Below are 20703 nucleotides of genomic sequence, written 5' to 3' on the forward strand. Positions count from 1 at the left end.
CGGCGGCCCCGACGCGCCCGCGTCCGCTACCGGGCCGGGGCGCCGGCTGCTGCGGCTGCTCGGCCGGACACCAGGGCTGCTGCGCTGGACGAGTCTGCGGCTGCGGCTGGTGGTGGTCTTCGCGCTGGTGGCGCTGACCGCGGCGGTGTCCGCCTCCGGCATCGCGTACTGGCTGAACCGCAACACCGTGCTGGACCGTACCCAGAACGCGGTGCTCAAGGACTTCCGCAAGTCGCTGGAGGACAGCACGCGGTCACTGCCGCTGCGCCCGCGGTGCGCCGAACTTCAGGACGCGGCACGGCAGATGGCGGCCGGGCCGCAGAACTACGCGGTGCTGCTGATCGGCGTGGACCGGTCGGGCAAGGACTGCGCGGCCACCACGGACAAGGACCTGCTGACGCTGGCGACGGTGCCGGACTCGCTGCGCAAGGCGGTGAACGAGGTCCGTCCGGTCGACGAGTCCAACCGCTACCCGCACCACCTGTACTGGCAGCGCAAGCAGATCGGGGACACCCCGTACCTCGTCGCTGGGGCGAAGGTGATCGGCGGCGGGCCGACCGGCTACATGATGAAGTCGCTGGCCACCGAGCGGCAGGACCTCAACTCGCTGGCCTGGTCGCTGGGGATCGCGACCGCGCTCGCACTGGTCGGCTCGGCGCTGCTGGCGCAGGCCGCCGCGACGACCGTGCTGCGGCCCGTGCAGCGGCTGGGACACGCGGCGCGGCAGCTCGGCGAGGGACGGCTGGACACCCGGCTGCGGGTGACCGGCACCGACGAACTCGCGGATCTGTCCCGCACGTTCAACCGCACCGCGGAGCGACTGGAACAACGGGTCGAGGAGCTGAGCGGCCGGGAGGCGGCCTCCCGCCGCTTCGTCGCGGACATGTCGCACGAACTGCGCACCCCGCTGACGGCGATCACCGCGGTCACGGAGGTCCTGGAGGAGGAGCAGGACTCCCTGGACCCGATGATCGCTCCCGCGGTGCAGCTGGTGGTGAGCGAGACCCGGCGGCTGAACGACCTGGTGGAGAACCTGATGGAGGTCACCCGCTTCGACGCGGGGACGGCCCGGCTGGTGCTGGACGACGTCGACGTCGCGGACCAGGTCACGGCCTGCATCGACGCGCGGGCCTGGCTGGACGCGGTGGACCTGGACGCGGACCGCGGCATCGTCGCCCGTCTGGACCCGAGGCGGCTCGACGTCATCCTGGCCAACCTGATCGGCAACGCCCTCAAACACGGCGGCTCGCCGGTCCGGGTGTCGGTACGTACCGAGGACGCGGCGGGCGAGGAGCCGGACGGCCCGGCCGGTCCGCAGACGCCGGGCGGCGCCGACCAGGAGGGTCCCGCCGCGGCGGACGGCCCGTCGGGGTCGTGCCGTACCGCCGGCGTGCCCGAGCAGGCCGCCGACCAGCCGCAGCAGACCGGAGAGCCGACGGGCGACGCCCGGCCCGGCACCGGCCAGCTGGTGATCCGCGTACGGGACCACGGCCCCGGCATCCCCGAAGAGGTCCTGCCGCACGTCTTCGACCGCTTCTACAAGGCCAGCGCCTCCCGCCCACGCTCCGAGGGCAGCGGCCTGGGCCTCTCCATCGCGCTGGAGAACGCCCACATCCACGGCGGCGAGATCACCGCCGCCAACCTCCCCGAGGGCGGCGCGGTCTTCACCCTGCGCCTGCCGATGGACGCGTCCCCACTGACCGACAGCGGCCGCCGGAACGGCTCCCCGGACGGGCCCGGGCCCACCAACAAGGGTACGGAGGACGAGGGATGACGGGGAGGGAAGAGCTGATGGCGACCGGGCCGGCGGGTGGACGTGCGGCCGGGCGGACCGGCGGACGTGCGGCCGGGCGGACGGGCGGAGGTGCGGCCGGGCAGACGGGCGGAGGTGCGGCCGGGCAGACGGACGGACGTGCGGCCGGGCAGACGGACGGACGTGCGGCCGGGCGGACGGACGGAGCGGGCGGACGCGGGTGGCGGCGTACGGCCGGGGCGGTGGGTGGACGCGCGGCCGGGCAGACCGGCGGACGTGCGGCCGGGCGGACGGACGGAGCGGGCGGACGCGGGTGGCGGCGTACGGCCGGGGCGGTGGCGCTGCTGGCGCTGGCCGCCACCGGCTGCGGGATCCGCGGTACGTCCGTGCCGGTGGACGCCGGCGGGGCGCCCGCGCGGGTCAGCTGCAAGGCCCCGGCCGGCGAGGCCGCGCCGGACGGGGGCACCCAGGCCACGCTGTACCTGGTGTGCGGCTCGGCGCTGGCCCAGGTGGAGCGGACGATGCCGCCGGCCAAGGGCCCGGCCAACACCGACGTCCGCCTGCGTACCGCCCGTGCCCTCCTCCGGGCGCTGCAGCAGCCGCCCTCCCCCGATGAGGAGAAGGCGGGCTTCAGCAGCGCGCTCCCCGCGGACCTCAAGGTCGAGGGCCCGCACCCGGGAGACCCGGCGGACGCCCTCCGCCTGAGCCTCCCCCCGGACGACCTCCCGTCCTTCGCCCTGGCCCAACTGGTGTGCACCTACGGCGCCAGCCCGGCCCTCGGCCGCACCCATGCAGCCGTCCTCGCCGGCCCCGACCACACCGCCCCCCACCGCTACGACTGTTCCGCCGACGTCCTGACCAACCCGGACATAGCGGACCACGCGGGGTGGGGGGACACGTTGACGGGGAGGGACTGAGGGGCTGAGGGGGCTGCGAGCGCTGAGGGGGTACGAGGGCTGAGGGGCTGCAGGGCTGGGGCTGGATGGGGCTGGCTGAGTCTGGGTGGGTCTGGAGCTGGGCCTGGGTCTGGGTCCGGGTGGGGCTGGGGCTGAGACCGGGTGGGTCTGGGCTGGGACCGGGTGGGTCTGGGTCTGGGGCTGGGGCCCCTCGCCCCGGCGGTTCGAGGCTTGCCCCGCCACCTCTCTCGCTTCCCCCGCCCCCTCCCCCTCTCCCCCTTCGGGGGAGGGGGCGGGGGGTGGGTTCGGGGGTGGGGGGATGCGGACCCTGCGCGCGCGACCGAACTGGCCGCGGCCGACCGTCCGACCCGGCCGACCCGACGGGCCGACGGGCCGACGGGCCGACGGGCCAGCGGACCGGCGGGCCGACGAGGTCACAACCCGCCCCCAACGCCCGACGCCCCACCCCCACGACCGGCCCGCGCGCCCCGCGCCCCGCCCCCCCCCGTGCCCCGTGCCCCGCGCTCCAAGACGGGTGCAATAGGGCGGAACCACGGCCACCAGTCCTGGCGTCCTGGGCTTTGTGCAGCGTCATGGCCACGGCACCACCGCCTCCCCCCAAATGCGCGTCACCGGACTCCTTCTCCTTGTGGCGCATCTGCTGATCGTCGGTTGGCTCACGCTGCGTCCCCGGACCGTGCCCTGGGTGCCGGCCGCGAACCTCGAACCGCTCGCGACGATCCGTGCCGAGCTGGCGCCCGGCTGGTCGTGGGAAGCCGTGCAGCATCTGGGCGGACCTGTCCTGCTGCTGGCGCCGCTGGGCGTGCTGCTGCCCCTCTCCGCCGGCCGTCTGTACGTTTCGCCGCTGGTCTCCTTCACCCGAACCGTCTTCGCCGGCGCGATGATCGCGCTGGCCATCGAACTGCTGCAGTCAGGGATCCCCGGACGGGTCCCGGATGTCGACTCGGTGCTGCTGAACGCCCTGGGTGTGGCGGTGGTGCACCTGGCGGTCGTCCCCGGGGCCCGGGGCCGGCTCCGCCGACGGTACGAGCGTCTCGGGGGTGCAACCCCGAAGATCTCCAGGGTCGACGTCACACCACGGGCTGACGTGCTCTCGGCCAGCCGGACCTACCTTTGAGACATCGGGCAAACGCCCCACGTAGTCGCAAAGGAGTTGCCTCTCATGGCCGCCGCACTGGTCCGTCCCCGCAACAACCGAATGATCGCCGGAGTGTGCGCAGGCCTGGCCCGTCGCTTCGGTACGACACCGGCCACGATGCGCGTGATCTTCCTGGTCTCGTGTCTGCTTCCCGGCCCGCAGTTCCTGGTCTACCTCGCGCTGTGGATACTCCTCCCCTCGGAGGAGAAGGCACACGGCGCCGCCGCCTGGTAGTCCCCGCACCTGGTAGGCCCTGCACCTGGTGGGCCACCCTGCCGGGCGAGCCCCCCGTGCCGGGTAGGTCCCCGTGCCGAGCAGGCCACCGCGCCGCGCAGGTCCCCGCGCCGGGTAGGTCCCCGTGCCGAGCAGGCCCCCTGCCGCGTGACAGGTGGCCGTGCCTCGGCAAGCCGACGGCCCGTACGCCTGCCGAGGCGTACGGGCCGGGGACGGTGCACCGCGCGCCCCGGAGGGCGGCGGGGTGTGCGGGGCTCAGCCCAGCGGGAGGGCCTTGCCGACGGCGCCGGTGGGCAGGCCGCCGAGGAGCTTGTTGCCCTTGGAGTTCAGGTGCGTCTTGACGGCGTTGCTGCCCGGCTTGGCCTTGGTGCCGCCGTTGACGCTCTTGGTGGCCCCCGAGACGGTGTCGGTGGCGCTGTGCAGCAGACCGCCGGCGGTGTCGGCGGCGCCGGTCGCCGGGGCGGCCGAGGCGGCGCCCGCGGCGGTGACGGCGAGGGCGGCACCGAGCGCGGCGGCACCGAGAGTCTTGATCGTTCCCTGCTTCATCGAATTACGTCCTCATTGATGGGGGCTTGACCGGCCCATCAACCTAGTGATGCGGCTACCGGCGCCGCAAACAGCCACAAGGAAACAAAAAACGGCCGGTGGACATTCCACCGGCCGTTGCGCTATATGCTCGCGCTGCCCCGTTACGTACGGTCAGAAGCGCTGCTCGGAGCGGACGTTGAGCCCATCGGGCGGAACAGCCACTCGGCCCGCAGTTCCGCGTAACCGGGCTTGATGACGTCATTAATCATCGCCAGACGTTCATCGAAAGGAATGAACGCTGATTTCATCGCATTGACTGTAAACCACTGCATGTCGTCGAGCGTGTAGCGAAATGTCTTGACCAGGTGCTCGAATTCCCGGGACATGTTCGTACCGCTCATCAGACGGTTGTCGGTGTTGACCGTGAGGCGGAATTGCAGCCGGCGCAGCAGGCCGATGGGGTGCTCCGCGTACGAGGGGGCGGCGCCGGTCTGGAGGTTGGAGGTGGGGCACATCTCCAGCGGGATCCGCTTGTCGCGCACGTAGGAGGCGAGCCGGCCGAGCTTGACCGAGCCGTCGTCGGCGACCTCGATGTCGTCGATGATCCGGACGCCGTGGCCGAGGCGGTCGGCGCCGCACCACTGGAGCGCCTGCCAGATGGAGGGCAGGCCGAAGGCCTCCCCCGCGTGGATGGTGAAGTGGTTGTTCTCCCGCTTGAGGTACTCGAACGCGTCGAGGTGGCGGGTGGGCGGGTAGCCGGCCTCGGCTCCCGCGATGTCGAAGCCGACGACGCCGGAGTCGCGGTAGCGGTTGGCGAGTTCGGCGATCTCCAGGGCGCGGGCGGCGTGCCGCATGGCGGTCAGCAGGGCGCCGACGCGGATGCGGTGGCCGTTCTCGCGGGCCCGCCGCTCGCCCTCGCGGAAGCCCTCGTTGACGGCCTCGACGACCTCTTCGAGGGTCAGGCCCTGCTCCAGGTGCTGCTCGGGCGCGTAGCGGACCTCGGCGTAGACCACGCCGTCGGCGGCCAGGTCCTCGGCGCACTCGGCGGCCACCCGGACCAGTGCGTCGCGGGTCTGCATGACGGCGCAGGTGTGCGCGAAGGTCTCCAGGTAGCGCTCCAGCGAGCCGGAGTCGGCGGCTTCGCGGAACCAGATGCCCAGCTTCTCGGCGTCGGTCTCGGGCAGACCGGTGTATCCGGTCTCGCGGGCCAGGTCGACGACCGTGGCGGGGCGCAGGCCGCCGTCGAGGTGATCGTGCAGCAGCACCTTGGGGGCGCGGCGGATCTGTTCACTGCTCGGAAGGGTGGTGGTCTCGCTCGTCATTTCGGCACTGTAGCCCCTACGCGCGTAGATAGCACCGAACGATACGTAACAGTGACCCGTCCACAGGGTGGCGGGCACCTCTCCTTCTGACATCGTTCTGGTCATGGCTCAGCAAGCGCTGCCGGTGCGCGAGGCCCGGCTGGGAAAACCGCTGGGAGCGAACGGCAAAGAAGGGGCGCGCGAAGCGCTCCGGTGGAAGGGCGGTAGCGGGCGAGGGGCCGGCCCCGTCAGCGGGGTCGCCCTGTTGCTGCCCGGGGGCGGACCGACCGGTATCCGCCGACCGTCGCCGGTGACCGCGCTCGCGGTACGCCCGCTCGCACTCCGGCTGGCCCGCGCGGGGCGCGCCGACGGCCTGGCCGCCCATGTCGTGCACTACCGCTGCCGCGGCTGGAACGGTTCCGCCGCCGACCCCGCGCGCGACGCCACCTGGGCCCTGGAAGAAGTGGTGCGCCGCTACGGCGACGTCCCGGTCTGCCTGGTCGGTACGGGCATGGGCGCCCGCGCCGCCCTGCACGCGGCCGGCCACCCCGCCGTCCACTCCGTACTGGCCATCGCGCCCTGGCTGCCCGACCACCGCGCCACCGGCGAGCAGCCCGATCCGGTGAAACAACTCGTCGGCCGCCAGGTCCTGCTCGTGCACGGCACCAACGACGAACGCCATGACCCCGACCTGTCCTACCGCTACGCCGAGCGTGCCAAGAAGATCAACCGCGACACCTGCCGCTTCGAGGTGCACTCCGACGGCCACTCCCTCCACCAGCACCGCGCCGAAGTCCTCGCCCTGGCCACCGACTTCCTCCTCGGCTCCCTCTTCGCCCACGACTACGCCCGCCCCGTCAAGGACGCCCTCGCCGCACCCCCACCCCTCGGCCTCCGCATGCCCCTGGCCACCGGCTTCGGGGCATCGTTGCGGCACTGAGGGGCGCTCGCACACGGCTGAGGGGAGCTCCAACTCGGGTGCCGGTGCGGTGGGTTGTGCCGCACCGGCACCGTGGCGGCGGGTTGTGCCGCACCCGCACCGTTGTAGCGGGTTGTACCGCACCGGCACCGTGGCGGCGGGTTGTGCCGCACCGGGTCCCGTCACCGCGGCAGCAGCCGCCCCCTCCTGCTCAGCAGGAACTTCTTGAAGGCGGCGACCGGTGGGGTGTCGGGGTGGCCGTCCAGCCAGGCCACGCCGATCTCGCGGACCGCGCGCGGGGCGGTCACCGTCAGTTCGGCAACTCCCGGGCGCGGTACGGCCGGTGGGGGCAGCAGGGCCACGCCGAGGCCGGCCGCGACCAGTCCGCGGAGGGTCTCGGCCTCCTCGCCCTCGAATGCGACGCGAGGGGTGAAGCCCGCCTCGGCGCAGAGCGCGTCGGTGATCCGGCGCAGCCCGTAGCCCGGTTCGAGGGTGACGAACAGTTCGCCGGCGGCCTCCGCGAGCCGGATGCGTTTGCGGGCGGCCAGCGGGTGGTCGTCCGGGACGACCAGCCGCAGCTTCTGCTCGTCGAGCCGGCGGGCGACCAGGTCCGGATAGTCCGGCACCGGCGAGGTCAGGCACAGGTCGAGGTCGCCGGCGCGGAGCCGTTCGATCATCGCCTCGCCGTAGTTCTGCACGAGCTGGAAGCGCACGCGGGGGTGGTCGGCGCGGAAGCTGCGGATCAGCCCCGGTACGGTCTCCGGTCCGAGGGTGTGCAGGAACCCGAAGGCGACCTTGCCGGCGGCCGGGTCGACGTCGGCGCGTACGGACTCGGTGGCGCGCTCCAGGTCCGTCAGCGCGCGTTCGGCGGCGGCGAGGAAGGAGCGGCCGGCCGGGGTGAGGGAGAGCGTACGGCCGTGCCGGGCGAAGAGCGCGACGCCGAGGTCGTCCTCCAGCCGGACGATGGCGCGGCTGAGGGTCGGCTGCGGCACGCCGAGTTCCTGCGCGGCCCGGGTGACGTGTTCGTGCCGGGCGACGGCGGTGAACTGGGCGAGCCGCGGGGCGAGCACCGCCGCCCACGAGCCGACGCCGAGCTCGGCCGCCTCGCCGGACTCCGCCCCGACCGGCCCGACCGGCCCGACCGCGCCGCCCCGGCCCGCTTCCGCCGCACGGTTGCGTCCCACTGCCTCACCGTCTTTTCTGTTGCGACCTTGCAACAGCGGCCCCTCTGACCTCTGCTCATGCGGTACGGAATCGATTATGCAGTTTCCATGCATTGGACGCATGAAGTACGGGGCCCTACGGTCGAAGCATGCCTCCCGCTGATACCGGGGCGTCCGTCACCGACCGTGCGGCCGCCTCTCCCCAGTTGTCCACCAGCTCCTCTTCCTCCGCCGCCGCGCCCGACCCCGAGGCGGGCAAGCTGCGGCCGGGCGGCCCCGGTTACCGCCGGATGAGCTTCGCCCTCTTCGCCGCCGGAGTGGCCACCTTCGCCCTCCTGTATTCCACCCAGGCACTGCTGCCCGCCATCTCGGGCGACCTCGGGGTCTCCCCGGACCAGGCGAGCTGGACCGTTTCGGCGGCCACCTTCGGACTGGCCCTCGGCGTGATCCCGTTGAGCGCGGTGTCCGAACGCTTCGGGCGGCGCACGCTCATGACCGCGTCGCTCTCGGTGGCCGCGGTGATCGCCCTGCTGGTGCCGTTCGCACCGTCGCTCGGTGTCCTGATCGCGCTGCGCGCCGTCCAGGGCGTGGCGCTGGCCGGGCTGCCGGCGTCGGCGATGGCCTTCCTTGCCGAGGAGGTACGCGCCAAGGCGCTGGTGGCGGCCATCGGCCTGTTCGTGGCCGGCAACAGCATCGGCGGGATGTCCGGACGGATCGTGACCGGCTGGGTCGCCCAGGCCTGGGGCTGGCGGGCCGCGCTCGGCGCGGTGGGGCTGATGGCCGTGGTGTGCGCGGTGACGTTCCGGCTGCTGGTGCCCAGGGCCCGGCACTTCGTGCCCCGTTCGGTGGGCCCGCGGGCGCTGGCCCGTACGCTCGGCGGCCACCTCGCCGATCCGCTGCTCCGCCGGCTCTACGCCATCGGCGCGCTGTTCATGACGGTCTTCGGCGCGGTCTACACGGTCATCGGCTACCGCCTGGTCGCCGAACCCTTCAACCTCCCGCAGGGCATCGTCGGTTCGGTCTTCGTGATCTACCTCGTCGGTACGGTCTCCTCGGCGGCGGCCGGCAACCTGGTCGCCCGGGTGGGCCGCCGCGGCGCGCTCTACCTGGCCGTCGGCACCACCTCGGCGGGCCTGCTGCTCACCCTCGCCGACTCGGTCGCCGCGGTGCTCGCCGGCCTGGTCCTGATCACCGCCGGCTTCTTCGCGGGCCACGCGGTGGCCTCGTCGTCGGTCAGCCGCACCGCCAAGACGGCCCGCGCCCAGGCGTCGGCCCTCTACCAGTGCGCGTACTACGTCGGCAGCAGCCTGGGCGGCGCACTGGGCGCCGCCGCCTTCCACGCGGTCGGCTGGCAGGGCACCGTCCTCCTCGGCCTCGCCGCAATGCTCGGCGCCGCGTCGATCACCCTCTACGCCACCCGCAAGGCCGTCGCGGAACGCCGCCTGCTCCACCTGGCCCGGGCGGCATAACCCGCACCCGGGCGGGATCACCGTGATCCCGCCCTCCCCTGAGCCGAAGGGCCCGTTCCGTCACCTGTCCTGGTGGGGCGGGCCCTTCGTCGTACGCTGTTGGGGATCGGGCGGCGCGTCGTCAGTCGACCGGGAAGATCCCGGTGTCCAGGGTGAGTGCGAACGGGGCGGGAAGTTCCAGTTCATCGCCGAACTTCACGGTCTGCAGCACGCGGAAGACGTCGCCGACCGGTTCGCCGTAGAGGGTGATCGCCGGACCGGCAGGGGCCCAGCGGTCAACGAGCAGATAGAGCGGAACGCCGGCCCGGGCGTAGCCCGCCGCCTTCGCGATCCGGTCATTGCTCGCGTTGGACTTCGAGGTGACCTCGACGATCAGCTTGGCGGTGGACGCCGGGACGTACTCGCCGGTCTCGTCGAGCACGACATCGACCGGGACCACGGCGAGGTCCGGGATGTAAAGGCCCTTGCGCAGGGGAACGCCCGTCCCGAGCGTCTGGTAGATGCCCCAGTCCTCCGGGAGCACGGTGTACAGCCGGCGCTGGACCTTCTCGGCGATGAAGTTGTGATTGTTGTCGGGCGGCGGCGACACAGTGACGATCCCCTCGATGATCTCCACCTTCCAGCCCTCGCGCGCGTCCGCCTGCTCCCAGATACGGACGAGGTCGTCCCACTCGGGGCCGTTGCCCGCGGCGTGGTCGACGGTGAGTGCGCTCATGGCGGTCTCCTCTATCGGTACGTCACCGCTCCCAGCATGCCGAACGGGACCGGCGCCGGTCCACCGATCCCGTTCACCCGTACGAGGAAACCGCAGGTCAGCCGATGCGTTCCAGGACCACCGGGCTCGCCGTGAAGGTGGTGTCCGGGGCGCCGACGAGTACTCCGCCGTCCAGGGCCTCCAGGGCGTAGGGGAGCTTTTCGGGGGTGTCGGTGTGGAGGGTGAGGAGGGGCTGGCCGGCGGTGACGCGGTCGCCGGGCTTGGCGTGGAGTTCGATGCCGGCGGCGGCCTGGACCGGGTCCTCCTTGCGGGCGCGGCCGGCGCCCAGGCGCCAGGCGGCGAGGCCGACGGCGTAGGCGTCGAGGGTGGTGAGGGTGCCGGTGGCGGCGGCGGTGACGGTGTGCTGTTCGCGGGCGACCGGGAGCGGGGCGTCCGGGTCGCCGCCCTGGGCGGTGATCATGCGGCGCCAGTGGTCCATGGCGGAGCCGTCGGCGAGCGCCTTGGCCGGGTCGGCGTCCGGCAGCCCGGCCGCGTCGAGCATCTCGCGGGCGAGCGCGAGGGTGAGGTCGATGACGTCCTGGGGGCCGCCGCCGGCCAGCACCTCGACGGACTCGCGGACTTCGAGGGCGTTACCGGCGGTGCGGCCGAGCGGGGTGGCCATGTCGGTGAGCAGGGCGACCGTCTTCACGCCGTGATCGTTGCCCAACTCGACCATGGTGGAGGCGAGTTCGCGGGCGTCGTCGAGGTGCTTCATGAAGGCGCCGGAGCCGACCTTGACGTCGAGGACCAGGGATCCGGTGCCCTCGGCGATCTTCTTGGACATGATCGAGGAGGCGATCAGCGGGATGGACTCGACGGTGCCGGTGACGTCGCGCAGCGCGTAGAGCTTCTTGTCGGCGGGGGCGAGGCCGTCGCCGGCGGCACAGATGACGGAGCCGACGTCACGGAGGACGTCCAGCATCTCGGCGTTGCTGAGGTGGGCGCGCCAGCCGGGGATGGACTCCAGCTTGTCGAGGGTGCCGCCGGTGTGGCCGAGGCCGCGGCCGGAGAGCTGGGGTACGGCGGCGCCGCAGGCGGCGACGAGCGGGGCGAGCGGCAGCGTGATCTTGTCCCCGACGCCGCCGGTGGAGTGCTTGTCGGCGGTGGGGCGGGGCAGCGAGGAGAAGTCCATCCGCTCGCCGGACGCGATCATCGCGGCGGTCCAGCGGGCGATCTCCTTGCGGTTCATGCCGTTGAGGAAGATCGCCATCGCCAGGGCCGACATCTGTTCATGGGCGACCTCGCCGCGGGTGTAGGCGTCGATGACCCAGTCGATCTGATCGGGGGTCAGTTCGCCGCGGTCGCGCTTGGTACGGATGACGGAGATGGCGTCCATGGACGGTTCCTTTCGAACGGGTGGGTCCCGTCCCGTTCTACACGCATAGATGCCGGGTGGCCAGATGCGGGCGGACGAACCCGCGCGGCGGCCCTGGGGGCGCGGCCCCTTGAGGTGCGGTGGGCTTCGCCCTGTCTTTGATGTCGGCTACATCGGATGGCGCGGGGTGCATCTGGGTTCAGGTGCGAGCCTTTGGGGCCGTCACCGGTGACGAGGGGAATTGCGCGGAGCCGTCCGACCTTCGCGTAACGGCGCTCCGCCCATTCCGACAACGGTTCGTCGTTCATCTCGCATCCTTACGATTCGGCGGCTGCTCCCCAGGAGGGTAGGGGGCCCGCCGGGGTTGATCGCCTCGCGCTCGTTCACGCGAGGCGGTGGTGCCAGCGCAGCGACGGGCCGTCCTCGATCCCATATGTGTGGGCCTTGTTGTCGATCTGGAGCTGTACGGCGGTGATACCGGGGCTTCCCGTGTCCTGCCATGCGGTGAGGGTCTGCTCGATGTCGTCCCACAGGGCCACCGGGCCGCCCTGGCGGACGGTCCAGCCATCGCCGTCAGACGTGAATTGCGCGAAGGACTCGCGCTCTGGGTCGAAGAGGTACAGGAGCTCTCGTTCCTCGCGCGTCGAGGCGCGAACGAGGTGTGCGCCGGGCGCGGCAAGCTGGGCGAGGAAGGCGGGCATCCACTCCTCCAGCATGACCGGCGCCACCTTCGCCGCCCGCTCACTGTCGGGGTAGGCCGTGCGTGCGGACAGGTCGCCGGCCGGCGGGACCACGGCTTGCGCCCGAGCCTGCATGAACGAGGAGCGGCCGATGATCCGGCCCTCGGCGGTCCCGTCTTCGCCCACGGTCACCTTTGCCAGACCCGTGCCGTAGGGCCAGGAGCCAATGGTCGTGAGGATGATGCCGCCCGGCTTCGTCTGCCGGATCCAGGTGTGGGGGATGCGGCGTACGGCACAGGTCGCAATCACCCGGTCATACGGGGCGCGGCGGGGGTGCCCCAGGAGACCGTCCCCCGTCACGGTCCATGTCGAGAACCCGGCTGCTTCCAGCGCGGCGTCTGCGCGGGCCGCCACGTTGGGGTCTACCTCGACCGTGGTGACGTTGTCTTCGCCGAGGCGGTGGCACATCAGGGCCGAGGAGTAACCGGTGCCGGTGCCGATCTCCAGCACCTGGTGCCCGTCTTCCACATCCAGGCTCTCGATCATGCCGACTACGGTGACGGGCGTAGTGGACGAGGACGTGGGCACACCTGTCACGAGGTCAGCTGCCTGGTCGGCGGTGAGATGACCATCGAGCTGAGTGGTCAGGGACTGGTCGCTGTAGGCGATCTCCGCCCACTCCGCCGGGTCGGCTCCCACCGCTGTGACCGGTCGCCAGCGGCCACCGTCCACGGGCAGGAAGACCCCAGGGTGCAAGAACAGCTCACGCGGTACGGCCTCGACCGCCGCCCGCCATTGGGGGGTCGAGAGGACACCGGCCTTCTCCAGCCGGTCAGCAAGGGCACGTCGCTCGGATGCGGTTTCCGTCATGGGGCGGGCTCTCTTCGGGTCAGCAGGTCGGCGAATGCGGCGGACATTCCCAGGCCGGTCTTCTCTTCCAGCCACCCACATTGGCCGTTCGGATTCAGCTCCAACCACCAGTAGTCACCCGCCCGGTCAACGGCGAGGTCGAAGCTCCCGGACACCAGCCCGAAGCGGTCCAAGTAGGCAAGGAGCGCCTTGTCCACGTGGTCCGGCAGGTCTACCACGCTGTAGGCGAGGGCGGAGTAGTCCTTGCGCCAGTCCAGGAGGTCGGAGTCGATCCGCACGGGGAACGCTCGCCCGCCGACCACCAGCACTCGCACGTCGGCGACCTTGTCCACGCGGGCTTGGAACAGGTGCGGTGTCACGCGCACGCTGTCATCAATCTCCGCAGCGGTGACCGGGTCTGCCCACCCTGTAACCGGAACTCCGTTTCGCATGTACGAGGTCCACCGCAGAGTCTTGTAGATCACCTGACCGTGTGCGGCGATGAACTCCCGAGCTTCATCCGGGTCATTGGTCACCAGCGTCGACGGCACTGTGAGGCCAAGCCGCTGGGCGACAGCGAGTTGAGCAGGCTTGTGGTCGGCCGCTGCGTTACGAAGGGGATGATTAACCCAAAGTGGGCCTTCGAGGGCGTAAAGGGCACCACCGAGCCCATGGCGAACCTGCGCGGCGGCGAACCGCGCATCGTCATCGCTCAAGTACGGGAAGTCGGGCCAGACGGGGCGGCGCCAGTACACCGCTCGCACGTGATCCAGGTCGACGGTCCTCGACAGGGTACGCACCTGCCCGGCCACTGGGGCCGGGCCGGCGCCGAACCGAGCCGAGACCGTCAGGCATCCGCCGATGTCGGCGGGGTTGAACCTGACCACCGACACGTTTCGCCGGTTGAGTTGTGTGATCACCATGTCGGCGGTGACATCGTCCGCCTCGGTGACCACCAGCAGCGGCCTCTCCTCGGTCACAGGCATCAGTCCTGCTGGCTGTCCTGGTCGTGGCCCTGGTCGTTCTGCGAGTCCGAGTTCGTCGTCGTGGAGGTCTCGGTGCCGGAGCTGGTGCCGTGCTTGCCCATCTCGACCACCTCACGATTTCGGCAGGGTGTTCCGTATCGCACGCAGTGAGGCCGGAATCAGCTATTCGAAGATTGCGGCTGAGTGCGATATCAAACCTGAAAGGGTTGGCGCTCTGGCGCGCGGTCAGGGCAGCGTCACGACCTTCGAAAAGATCGCCCAGATCGCAGATGCGCTGCGCATCCCGGGTGACATGCTCGGCCTCGCTCCTCGCGCGTGGGAGTCGACCAGGCAATCCGGCCGCCCGCCCGTCGTGTCCGCCAATGCCATCACCGACAGCCGGGACGGAGAAGACACAGTGCGGCGTAGGGAGTTCTTCAAGGCATCGGCCGGCGCTGGTTTGGCCGTCGGTCTGCCAGAGTTCAGCCAGACCAGCACCGGTCGACGGATCGGCCGCGCTGTCCCCGACCAGCTGCGGAAGCGTACGGCACGCCTGCGACGCCTTGACGACTTTCTGGGTGGGGGCGACACCTACCGGGTCTATCTCGGTGAGCAACTGGCCACGAAACGCCTGATCCGCGACTGTGACTACAGCGAGGAGACGGGGCTGGCACTCCTCTCAGTGCTCGCTGAACAGGCTCAACAGGCCGGATGGGCCGCATTCGACGGCGGCAACCACACCGACGCCCGCAGCCTGTACGAAGCCAGCCACCAAGCTGCCGCCCAGGCCGGGGATACCGCCCTCGCAGGTAATGCCTTGGCCTTCCTCTCCTATCAAAAAGTCAGTGAGGACCGGAATGCGGGAATCGATATCGCTCTCACTGCATGCCGCACTGCTGGTCCCGACGCCCCACCTGGCGTCCGTGCTCTGCTGCATGAACGCCTTGCGTGGGCTTACGCCGTCGCAGGGGACGTGAAGGGGACGGAACAGGCCCTCAACGATGCAGAGACCGCGCTCAGTGAAAACGACGGGATGCCACAACCTGACTGGGTGGCATGGGTTGACCACAACGAACTCCGGATCATGACTGGTCGCTGCTGGACGGAGTTGCGCCGCCCGCTTCGTGCGGTACCCGTATTGGAAGACGCCCTGTCCAGGTACGAGGACACTCACGCCCGCGACAAGAGCCTGTACCTTTCCTGGCTCGCCGACTCATACCTGTCTGCCGGAGAAATCGAGCAAGCAGCCACCACCGCCCGACGTTCACTGGAACTCTCGGCCGATGTGGCATCTGTGCGCCCACGTCAACGCCTCGAACCGACCCTGCGCCATCTTCATTCCCACCGCGAACTGCCCGCAGTGGCCGAGGTCCTGGAACTTGCACACGCCTGAGGTCAGTCCGGTGCCGTGGTCGTCTCCAGCCAGCGCAGATAGGCATCCGCCCCGGCAACGATCGGGACCGCGGAGACTTCCGGGTTCTGCCAGGGGTGGTGCTTGAGCAGATGCGCCTCGACCTCGTCGTACCGATCGGCGCGGACCTTGAGGACGAGCTGCCATTCCTCGCCTGAGCCGAACTCTCCCTGGTGCCAGAACACGGAGCCGACCGGCCCGACGATCTGCGCCCCGGCTGCGAGCCGTGCGGAGACTACCGACTGCGCCAGCTTCACAGCCGCTTCGCGGTTCTCCGTTGCGGTGGATACCTGAAGGAAGTCAGTCATGCGGCGACTGTAGTGGCGAACTGGCAGACCAGGGTCACTTCATGCGTTCAACGGAACTTTGGGTGGGTGGCGAGGGTCGAGCCGCCGGCTCACCGCGCACCGATCCGATCCTCAGTCAGCAACGGCTTCCTCACCGTCGTCTTCGCCGCCCACGAATGGACCGGCGAACCCGAGAACCGGGAACCGCGGAAGCACGACCACGTGTGCTGGGTCGACGCCGACGCCCTCCCCGAAGAGTTCGTCGACACCACCGCCAGCGCTCTTCGTCGCTACCTGGCCGACGGGGAACAGGTCTCACTGGACGGCTGGAGGTAGACACCAGGTCGCCCAACCGCAGTTCACAGCCGTCGCCATAACAGGTGACGCCCCAACAGGTCACCTGTACGGCGAGAACTGAGCGCAGGTGGGGGTGAGCACTACGAACACCCGGCGTTCCCGAGCGGAAGTGGGTGGCGGGGGTGCCATGCCCTAAGGAGGCGATGGCACCCCTAGGGCCGTACAACAAGGGCTGTCGCCCGTCGCCCGTCAGCCCGCCAAGCGCCCCCAGTAGCCGAAGCCTGCCGCCGCAAGTCCGTCAGCCCGCCGTCACCCCGCCAAGTGCCCCGCCCCGAACGCCTCCGGCAGGAGGTCTGACAGCGGGTGGATACCGGAGGGGGTTTCCACGAGGAGCGTGGGCCCCCCGTGTTCCCAGAGCAGCTGGCGGCAGCGGCCGCACGGGACCAGCGGTTCGCCCGCGCCGTCCACGCACGTGAAGGCGGTCAGGCGGCCGCCGCCGGTGGCGAAGAGGGCGGAGATCAGGCCGCATTCGGCGCACAGGCCGAGGCCGTAGGAGGCGTTCTCGACGTTGCAGCCGGTGACGGTGCGGCCGTCGTCGACGAGGGCCGCGGCGCCGACGGGGTAGCCGGAGTACGGGGCGTAGGCCCGGGACATCGCGTCCCGGGCCTGCGCGCGCAGTGACTCCCAGTCGGGAGCTTCGTTCACTTGCCCTGGCCTCTTCGGTAGATCTTGCCGATCGCCTTCGGTGGCCGCAGCCGCTGTGCGGCCAGCGAGAGCACCAGCAGCGTAGCGATGTACGGGGCGACACCGACGATCTCCAGCGGGACCGTGTCGGTGGTGGCGTACCACAGGGCGAGCAGCGCGGCCGCGACCAGGCTGAGCACGGCCTGGGTGTGCTGTCCGCCGCGCAGCTTCCACAGCGCCAGGCCGACCAGCAGCACGGCGAGCAGGAGCAGCAGGGCGTGGACGGTGGGGCCGCCGCCGCGCAGTTGGAGCGCGTCCATGAAGCCGAACAGGCCGGCGCCCATGGCGACGCCGCCGGGCCGCCAGTTGCCGAAGATCATGGTGGCGAGGCCGATGTAGCCGCGGCCGCCGGTCTGGCCGTCCTGGTAGATGTGGACGTAGATCGCCAGGAACGCGCCGCCGAGGCCGGCCAGTGCGCCGGAGACGAGCACCGCCGCGTACTTGTAGCGGTAGACGTTGACGCCCAGCGACTCGGCCGCGATCGGGCCCTCGCCGCAGGAGCGCAGCCGCAGGCCGAAGGCGGAGCGCCACAGGACGTAGAAGGTGAGCACGAACAGGACGGCGGTCACCACGGTCAGCCAGGAGACGTTGGTGACCAGGGAGCCGGCGATACCGGCGGTGTCGGACACCAGGAACCAGTGGTGCTGCTCGATGGAGTGCAGCCAGTCGGACAGGCCGGGAACGGTGAACGTCGGCATGTCGGGCATCGGCGGCGACTGCTTGTCGTTGCCGCCGGCCGCCGCGGCCGCGCTGCCGTCCGCGCCGAACCACAGCTTGGCCAGGAACTGGGTCACGCCGAGCGCCATGATGTTGATGGCGACGCCGGAGATGATGTGGTCGACGCCGAAGGTGACGGTGGCGACGGCGTGCAGCAGTCCGCCGAGCGCACCGCCGATGACGCCGGCCAGCGCCGCGGCCCAGGGGCCGTGCTGCCAGCCGACCGCGCCCGCGGAGAAGGCGCCGAGCATCATCATGCCTTCGAGGCCGATGTTGATGACTCCGGAGCGCTCGGCCCACAGGCCGCCGAGGCCGGCCAGGCCGATCGGCACGGCGGCGTTGAGCGCGGCGATGTACTGGCCGGACTCGGTCAGGTTGTTGGCGCCGGTGACGATCCGCAGCAGGGACAGCAGGATCAGGCTGCCCGAGATGATCAGCAGGACCTTGGGGTAGCTGAGCCTGGCCCGGGCGGTCTTGGGCTTGTGGTGGTGGGGGCTCTGGTCGACCGGAGCCGTGAGGTTCGTGCTCACGCGGACACCTCCGCCTTCTCGGTCTTGCGGGCCTGGGCGGCGAGCTGCTCGCCGACCTGCCGCTGCTGGAGTCTGAGGCCGTAGCGGCGCACGAGTTCGTAGGCGATGACGACGCAGAGCACGATGACGCCCTGCATCACGCCGACGATCTCCTGCTCGTAGTCCTCGAATTCGAGCTGGGTGCCGGTGCGTTCGAGGAAGCCCCACAGCAGTGCGCCGGCGGCCATCCCGATCGGGTGGTTGCGTCCCAGCAGCGCGATGGCGATGCCGGTGAAGCCGATGCCGATGGGGAAGTCGGTGCCGTAGTTGTACGAGACGCCGAGCAGCGTCGGCATGCCGATCAGGCCGGCCGCGGCGCCGGACAGCAGCATCGAGGTGATGATCATCCGCTTGACGTTGACGCCGCCCGCCTCGGCCGCGGACTCCGACTGACCGACGGTGCGCAGGTCGAAGCCGAAGCGGGTGCGGTTGAGCACGAACCAGTAGGCGAGGCCGACGACGACGGCGACGACGAGGAAGCCGTCGAGCGGAGCGGGCTGGGTGGGGATGGTGAAGAAGTGGCTGGAGGCCGGGAGGTTCGGCGTGTGGAAGAGGTTGCCGTCCTTCACGGCGAGCCGGCCGTCCTGGAGGAAGTAGCCGATGACCGCGGCCGCGATGGCGTTCAGCATGATCGTGGTGATCACCTCGCTGACGCCGCGGGTGGTCTTCAGCAGGCCCGCGATACCGGCCCAGACCGAGCCGACCAGCATCGCGACGATGATGATCAGCGGGATCTGGAGGAACCCGGGGAGGGTCAGTGCGCCGCCGACCACCGCGGCGAAGAACGCCGCGATGCGGTACTGGCCGTCGACCCCGATGTTGAACAGGTTCATCCGGAAGCCGATGGCGACGGCCAGCGCGGACAGGTAGTACGGGACCGCCTTGTTGATGATCCAGACCTGGCTGTCGCTCTTGGAACCGAAGTCGGCCATCACCAGGTAGGCGTGGATCGGGTCCTTGCCGGTGGCCAGGATGATCACCGAGGTGATGGCCAGCGCCGCGACGATCGCCAGGACGGGGGCGGCGATGCCCAGGATCAGCTTGTTCTTGTCGAGCTTCTTCACTCGGACTCTCCCTCCTGGGACGAGCGCGGCTCCTGCTCCGCGGCGGTGTCGCCGTCGGAATGGACGAGATGGCCGCTGGCGGCGCCGGTCATGGCCGACCCCAGCTCCTCCGGGGTGATGGTGGCGGGGTCCGCGTCCGCGACCAGCCGGCCGCGGTACATGACCCGCAGGGTGTCGGACAGCCCGATGAGCTCGTCCAGGTCGGCGGAGATCAGCAGTACGGCCAGCCCTTCGCGGCGCGCCTCACGGATCTGGTCCCAGATCTGGGCCTGGGCGCCGACGTCCACGCCCCGGGTGGGGTGCGCGGCGATCAGCAGCTTGGGGTGATGGCTCATCTCACGGCCGACGATCAGCTTCTGCTGGTTGCCGCCGGAGAGGGAGGCCGCGGTGACCTCGATGCCGGGGGTGCGGACGTCGTACTCGCGGACGATCCGCTCGGTGTCCGCACGGGCGGCCTTCAGGTCCAGCAGCCGGCCCTTGGCATTGGGCTTCTCGGTGACATGGCCCAGGATGCGGTTCTCCCACAGGGGGGCCTCCAGCAGCAGGCCGTGCCGGTGGCGGTCCTCGGGGACGTAGCCGATGCCGTCCTCGCGCCGGGTGCGGGTGGGCAGGTGGCTGATGTCGATGCCGTCCAGCGTGATGGTGCCGCCGTCGGGGTCGCGCATGCCCATGATGGCCTCGACCAGTTCGGCCTGGCCGTTGCCCTCCACGCCCGCGATGCCCAGGACCTCGCCCTTGCGGATGGTCAGCGACACATCGTTGAGGACGGTGCGCTCGACGCCCTCCGCGTCGGCGGTGGCCAGCCGCAGCCCCTCGACCTTGAGCATCTCCACGTCCGTGACGGTGGACTCGCGGGTCTGCGGCGAGGGCAGTTCGCTGCCGACCATCAGCTCGGCGAGCTGCTTGGGCGTGGTCTCGCTGGGGACGACGGAGGCCACGGTGGTGCCGCGCCGGATGACGGTGATGTCGTCGGCGACCGAGAGCACCTCGCCCAGCTTGTGCGAGATGAAGATGACGGTCAGGCCCTCGGACTTGAGCTCGCGCAGGTTGTCGAAGAGCGCGTCGACCTCCTGCGGGACCAGCACGGCGGTCGGCTCGTCGAGGATCAGGGTGCGGGCGCCGCGGTAGAGGACCTTGAGGATCTCCACCCGCTGGCGGTCGGCGACGCCGAGGTCCTCGACGAGGACGTCGGGGCGGATGCCGAGGCCGTAGCGGTCGGAGATCTTGAGGATCTCGGTGCGGGCCTTGCCGCCGATGCCGTGCAGCTTCTCGCCGCCGAGAACGACGTTCTCCAGGACGGTGAGGTTGTCGGCGAGCATGAAGTGCTGGTGCACCATGCCGATGCCGCGGGCGATGGCGTCGGCCGGGCTGTGGAAGCTGACCTGTTCGCCGTCGATGCCGATCGTGCCCTCGTCCGGCTTCTGCATGCCGTAGAGGATCTTCATCAGCGTGGACTTGCCCGCGCCGTTCTCGCCGACCAGGGCGTGCACGGTGCCGCGGCCGATGGTGATGTCGATGTCGTGGTTGGCGACGACACCCGGGAACCGCTTGGTGATCCCGCGGAGTTCCACCGCCGGTGCCGCGGCGGTGGCGCTGTCTGCCTGGGGACTGCTGGACGCTTTGATGGCG

General features: G+C 70.8%; 20 protein-coding genes and 2 pseudogenes. 8 read left to right on the plus strand and 14 right to left on the minus strand.

The genetic code is table 11. From position 1 onward, the window contains the following. Positions 1-46 precede the first annotated feature (46 nt). From AB0G35_RS08390 to AB0G35_RS08405, 4 genes are all read left to right on the plus strand, one after another. A complete protein-coding gene (locus tag AB0G35_RS08390; RefSeq protein WP_360946064.1) occupies positions 47-1774 on the plus strand; it encodes an ATP-binding protein in 1728 nt (575 codons plus the stop codon). 221 nt (positions 1775-1995) lie between these two features. Beyond that, positions 1996-2670: a hypothetical protein gene (locus tag AB0G35_RS08395; protein ID WP_360945694.1), complete on the plus strand. Its 675-nt coding sequence runs from the start codon at positions 1996-1998 to the stop codon at positions 2668-2670. 601 nt (positions 2671-3271) lie between these two features. Continuing rightward, positions 3272-3787: a VanZ family protein gene (locus AB0G35_RS08400; protein WP_360945697.1), complete on the plus strand. Its 516-nt coding sequence runs from the start codon at positions 3272-3274 to the stop codon at positions 3785-3787. 45 nt (positions 3788-3832) lie between these two features. After that, on the plus strand, positions 3833-4042 hold the full coding sequence (locus tag AB0G35_RS08405; protein WP_360945700.1) for a PspC domain-containing protein: 210 nt from the start codon (positions 3833-3835) through the stop codon (positions 4040-4042). A gap of 255 nt (positions 4043-4297) precedes the next feature. Here AB0G35_RS08405 and AB0G35_RS08410 read toward each other — a convergent pair whose 3' ends face one another. Both AB0G35_RS08410 and AB0G35_RS08415 read right to left on the minus strand, forming a co-directional pair. After that, a complete protein-coding gene (locus tag AB0G35_RS08410) occupies positions 4298-4588 on the minus strand; it encodes a hypothetical protein (protein ID WP_360945703.1) in 291 nt (96 codons plus the stop codon). Positions 4589-4731: 143 nt separating this feature from the next. Further along, positions 4732-5892 (minus strand): adenosine deaminase, encoded by a 1161-nt coding sequence (locus tag AB0G35_RS08415; protein WP_360945706.1) that lies wholly within the window; start codon positions 5890-5892, stop codon positions 4732-4734. A 103-nt stretch (positions 5893-5995) separates the two neighbouring features. Here AB0G35_RS08415 and AB0G35_RS08420 point away from each other — a divergent pair, with 103 nt between their 5' ends. Beyond that, the gene (locus AB0G35_RS08420) at positions 5996-6811 is read left to right on the plus strand and encodes an alpha/beta hydrolase (protein ID WP_360945709.1); all 816 of its coding nucleotides are present in this window, start codon (positions 5996-5998) and stop codon (positions 6809-6811) included. A 161-nt stretch (positions 6812-6972) separates the two neighbouring features. On the opposite strand, the gene AB0G35_RS08425 is transcribed toward AB0G35_RS08420, so the two are convergent. Beyond that, the gene (locus tag AB0G35_RS08425; protein ID WP_360945712.1) at positions 6973-7974 is read right to left on the minus strand and encodes a LysR substrate-binding domain-containing protein; all 1002 of its coding nucleotides are present in this window, start codon (positions 7972-7974) and stop codon (positions 6973-6975) included. 128 nt (positions 7975-8102) lie between these two features. Between AB0G35_RS08425 and AB0G35_RS08430 the strand changes: the two genes are divergently transcribed. Further along, positions 8103-9422: an MFS transporter gene (locus AB0G35_RS08430; RefSeq protein WP_360945715.1), complete on the plus strand. Its 1320-nt coding sequence runs from the start codon at positions 8103-8105 to the stop codon at positions 9420-9422. 121 nt (positions 9423-9543) lie between these two features. On the opposite strand, the gene AB0G35_RS08435 is transcribed toward AB0G35_RS08430, so the two are convergent. From AB0G35_RS08435 to AB0G35_RS08460, 6 genes and pseudogenes are all read right to left on the minus strand, one after another. Next, positions 9544-10137, minus strand: coding sequence for a Uma2 family endonuclease (locus AB0G35_RS08435; protein ID WP_360945718.1), 594 nt, complete (start codon positions 10135-10137; stop codon positions 9544-9546). 97 nt (positions 10138-10234) lie between these two features. Continuing rightward, on the minus strand, positions 10235-11512 hold the full coding sequence (locus AB0G35_RS08440; protein WP_360945721.1) for a thymidine phosphorylase: 1278 nt from the start codon (positions 11510-11512) through the stop codon (positions 10235-10237). Beyond that, positions 11464-11799 (minus strand): DUF6087 family protein, encoded by a 336-nt coding sequence (locus AB0G35_RS08445; protein ID WP_360945724.1) that lies wholly within the window; start codon positions 11797-11799, stop codon positions 11464-11466. The genes AB0G35_RS08440 and AB0G35_RS08445 overlap by 49 nt, the downstream gene beginning before the upstream one ends. Before the next feature lie 75 nt (positions 11800-11874). Further along, a complete protein-coding gene (tgmC, locus tag AB0G35_RS08450) occupies positions 11875-13041 on the minus strand; it encodes an ATP-grasp peptide maturase system methyltransferase (RefSeq protein ID WP_360945727.1) in 1167 nt (388 codons plus the stop codon). Next, positions 13038-14006 (minus strand): ATP-grasp ribosomal peptide maturase, encoded by a 969-nt coding sequence (gene tgmB, locus AB0G35_RS08455; protein WP_360945730.1) that lies wholly within the window; start codon positions 14004-14006, stop codon positions 13038-13040. Before tgmB ends, tgmC begins: the two co-directional genes overlap by 4 nt. After that, a pseudogene (locus AB0G35_RS08460) lies at positions 14006-14119 on the minus strand (putative ATP-grasp-modified RiPP); the annotation flags it as partial. The gene tgmB and the pseudogene AB0G35_RS08460, both read right to left, overlap by 1 nt. Positions 14120-14133: 14 nt before the next feature. Between AB0G35_RS08460 and AB0G35_RS08465 the strand changes: the two are divergent. Beyond that, on the plus strand, positions 14134-15378 hold the full coding sequence (locus AB0G35_RS08465; protein ID WP_360945733.1) for an XRE family transcriptional regulator: 1245 nt from the start codon (positions 14134-14136) through the stop codon (positions 15376-15378). A 2-nt stretch (positions 15379-15380) separates the two neighbouring features. Here AB0G35_RS08465 and cutA read toward each other — a convergent pair whose 3' ends face one another. Beyond that, a complete protein-coding gene (cutA, locus tag AB0G35_RS08470; protein WP_360945736.1) occupies positions 15381-15704 on the minus strand; it encodes a divalent-cation tolerance protein CutA in 324 nt (107 codons plus the stop codon). A 120-nt stretch (positions 15705-15824) separates the two neighbouring features. Between cutA and AB0G35_RS08475 the strand changes: the two are divergent. Then, positions 15825-16019 (plus strand): annotated as a pseudogene (locus AB0G35_RS08475) (DNA mismatch repair protein MutT); the annotation flags it as partial. Between the two features lie 270 nt (positions 16020-16289). On the opposite strand, the gene AB0G35_RS08480 reads toward AB0G35_RS08475, so the two are convergent. From AB0G35_RS08480 to AB0G35_RS08495, 4 genes are read right to left on the minus strand one after another with little or no spacing between them, the layout of a single operon-like run. Then, positions 16290-16685, minus strand: coding sequence for a cytidine deaminase (locus tag AB0G35_RS08480; protein WP_360945739.1), 396 nt, complete (start codon positions 16683-16685; stop codon positions 16290-16292). Then, on the minus strand, positions 16682-17971 hold the full coding sequence (locus AB0G35_RS08485; RefSeq protein WP_360945742.1) for an ABC transporter permease: 1290 nt from the start codon (positions 17969-17971) through the stop codon (positions 16682-16684). Before AB0G35_RS08485 ends, AB0G35_RS08480 begins: the two co-directional genes overlap by 4 nt. Next, complete coding sequence (locus AB0G35_RS08490) at positions 17968-19074, minus strand: ABC transporter permease (protein ID WP_360945745.1); 1107 nt, start codon at positions 19072-19074, stop codon at positions 17968-17970. Before AB0G35_RS08490 ends, AB0G35_RS08485 begins: the two co-directional genes overlap by 4 nt. After that, positions 19071-20699: an ABC transporter ATP-binding protein gene (locus AB0G35_RS08495; RefSeq protein ID WP_360946067.1), complete on the minus strand. Its 1629-nt coding sequence runs from the start codon at positions 20697-20699 to the stop codon at positions 19071-19073. Before AB0G35_RS08495 ends, AB0G35_RS08490 begins: the two co-directional genes overlap by 4 nt. Positions 20700-20703 lie beyond the last annotated feature (4 nt).

The sequence above is a fragment of the Streptomyces sp. NPDC021749 genome, from assembly GCF_040640655.1.
GTDB lineage: Bacteria > Actinomycetota > Actinomycetes > Streptomycetales > Streptomycetaceae > Streptomyces.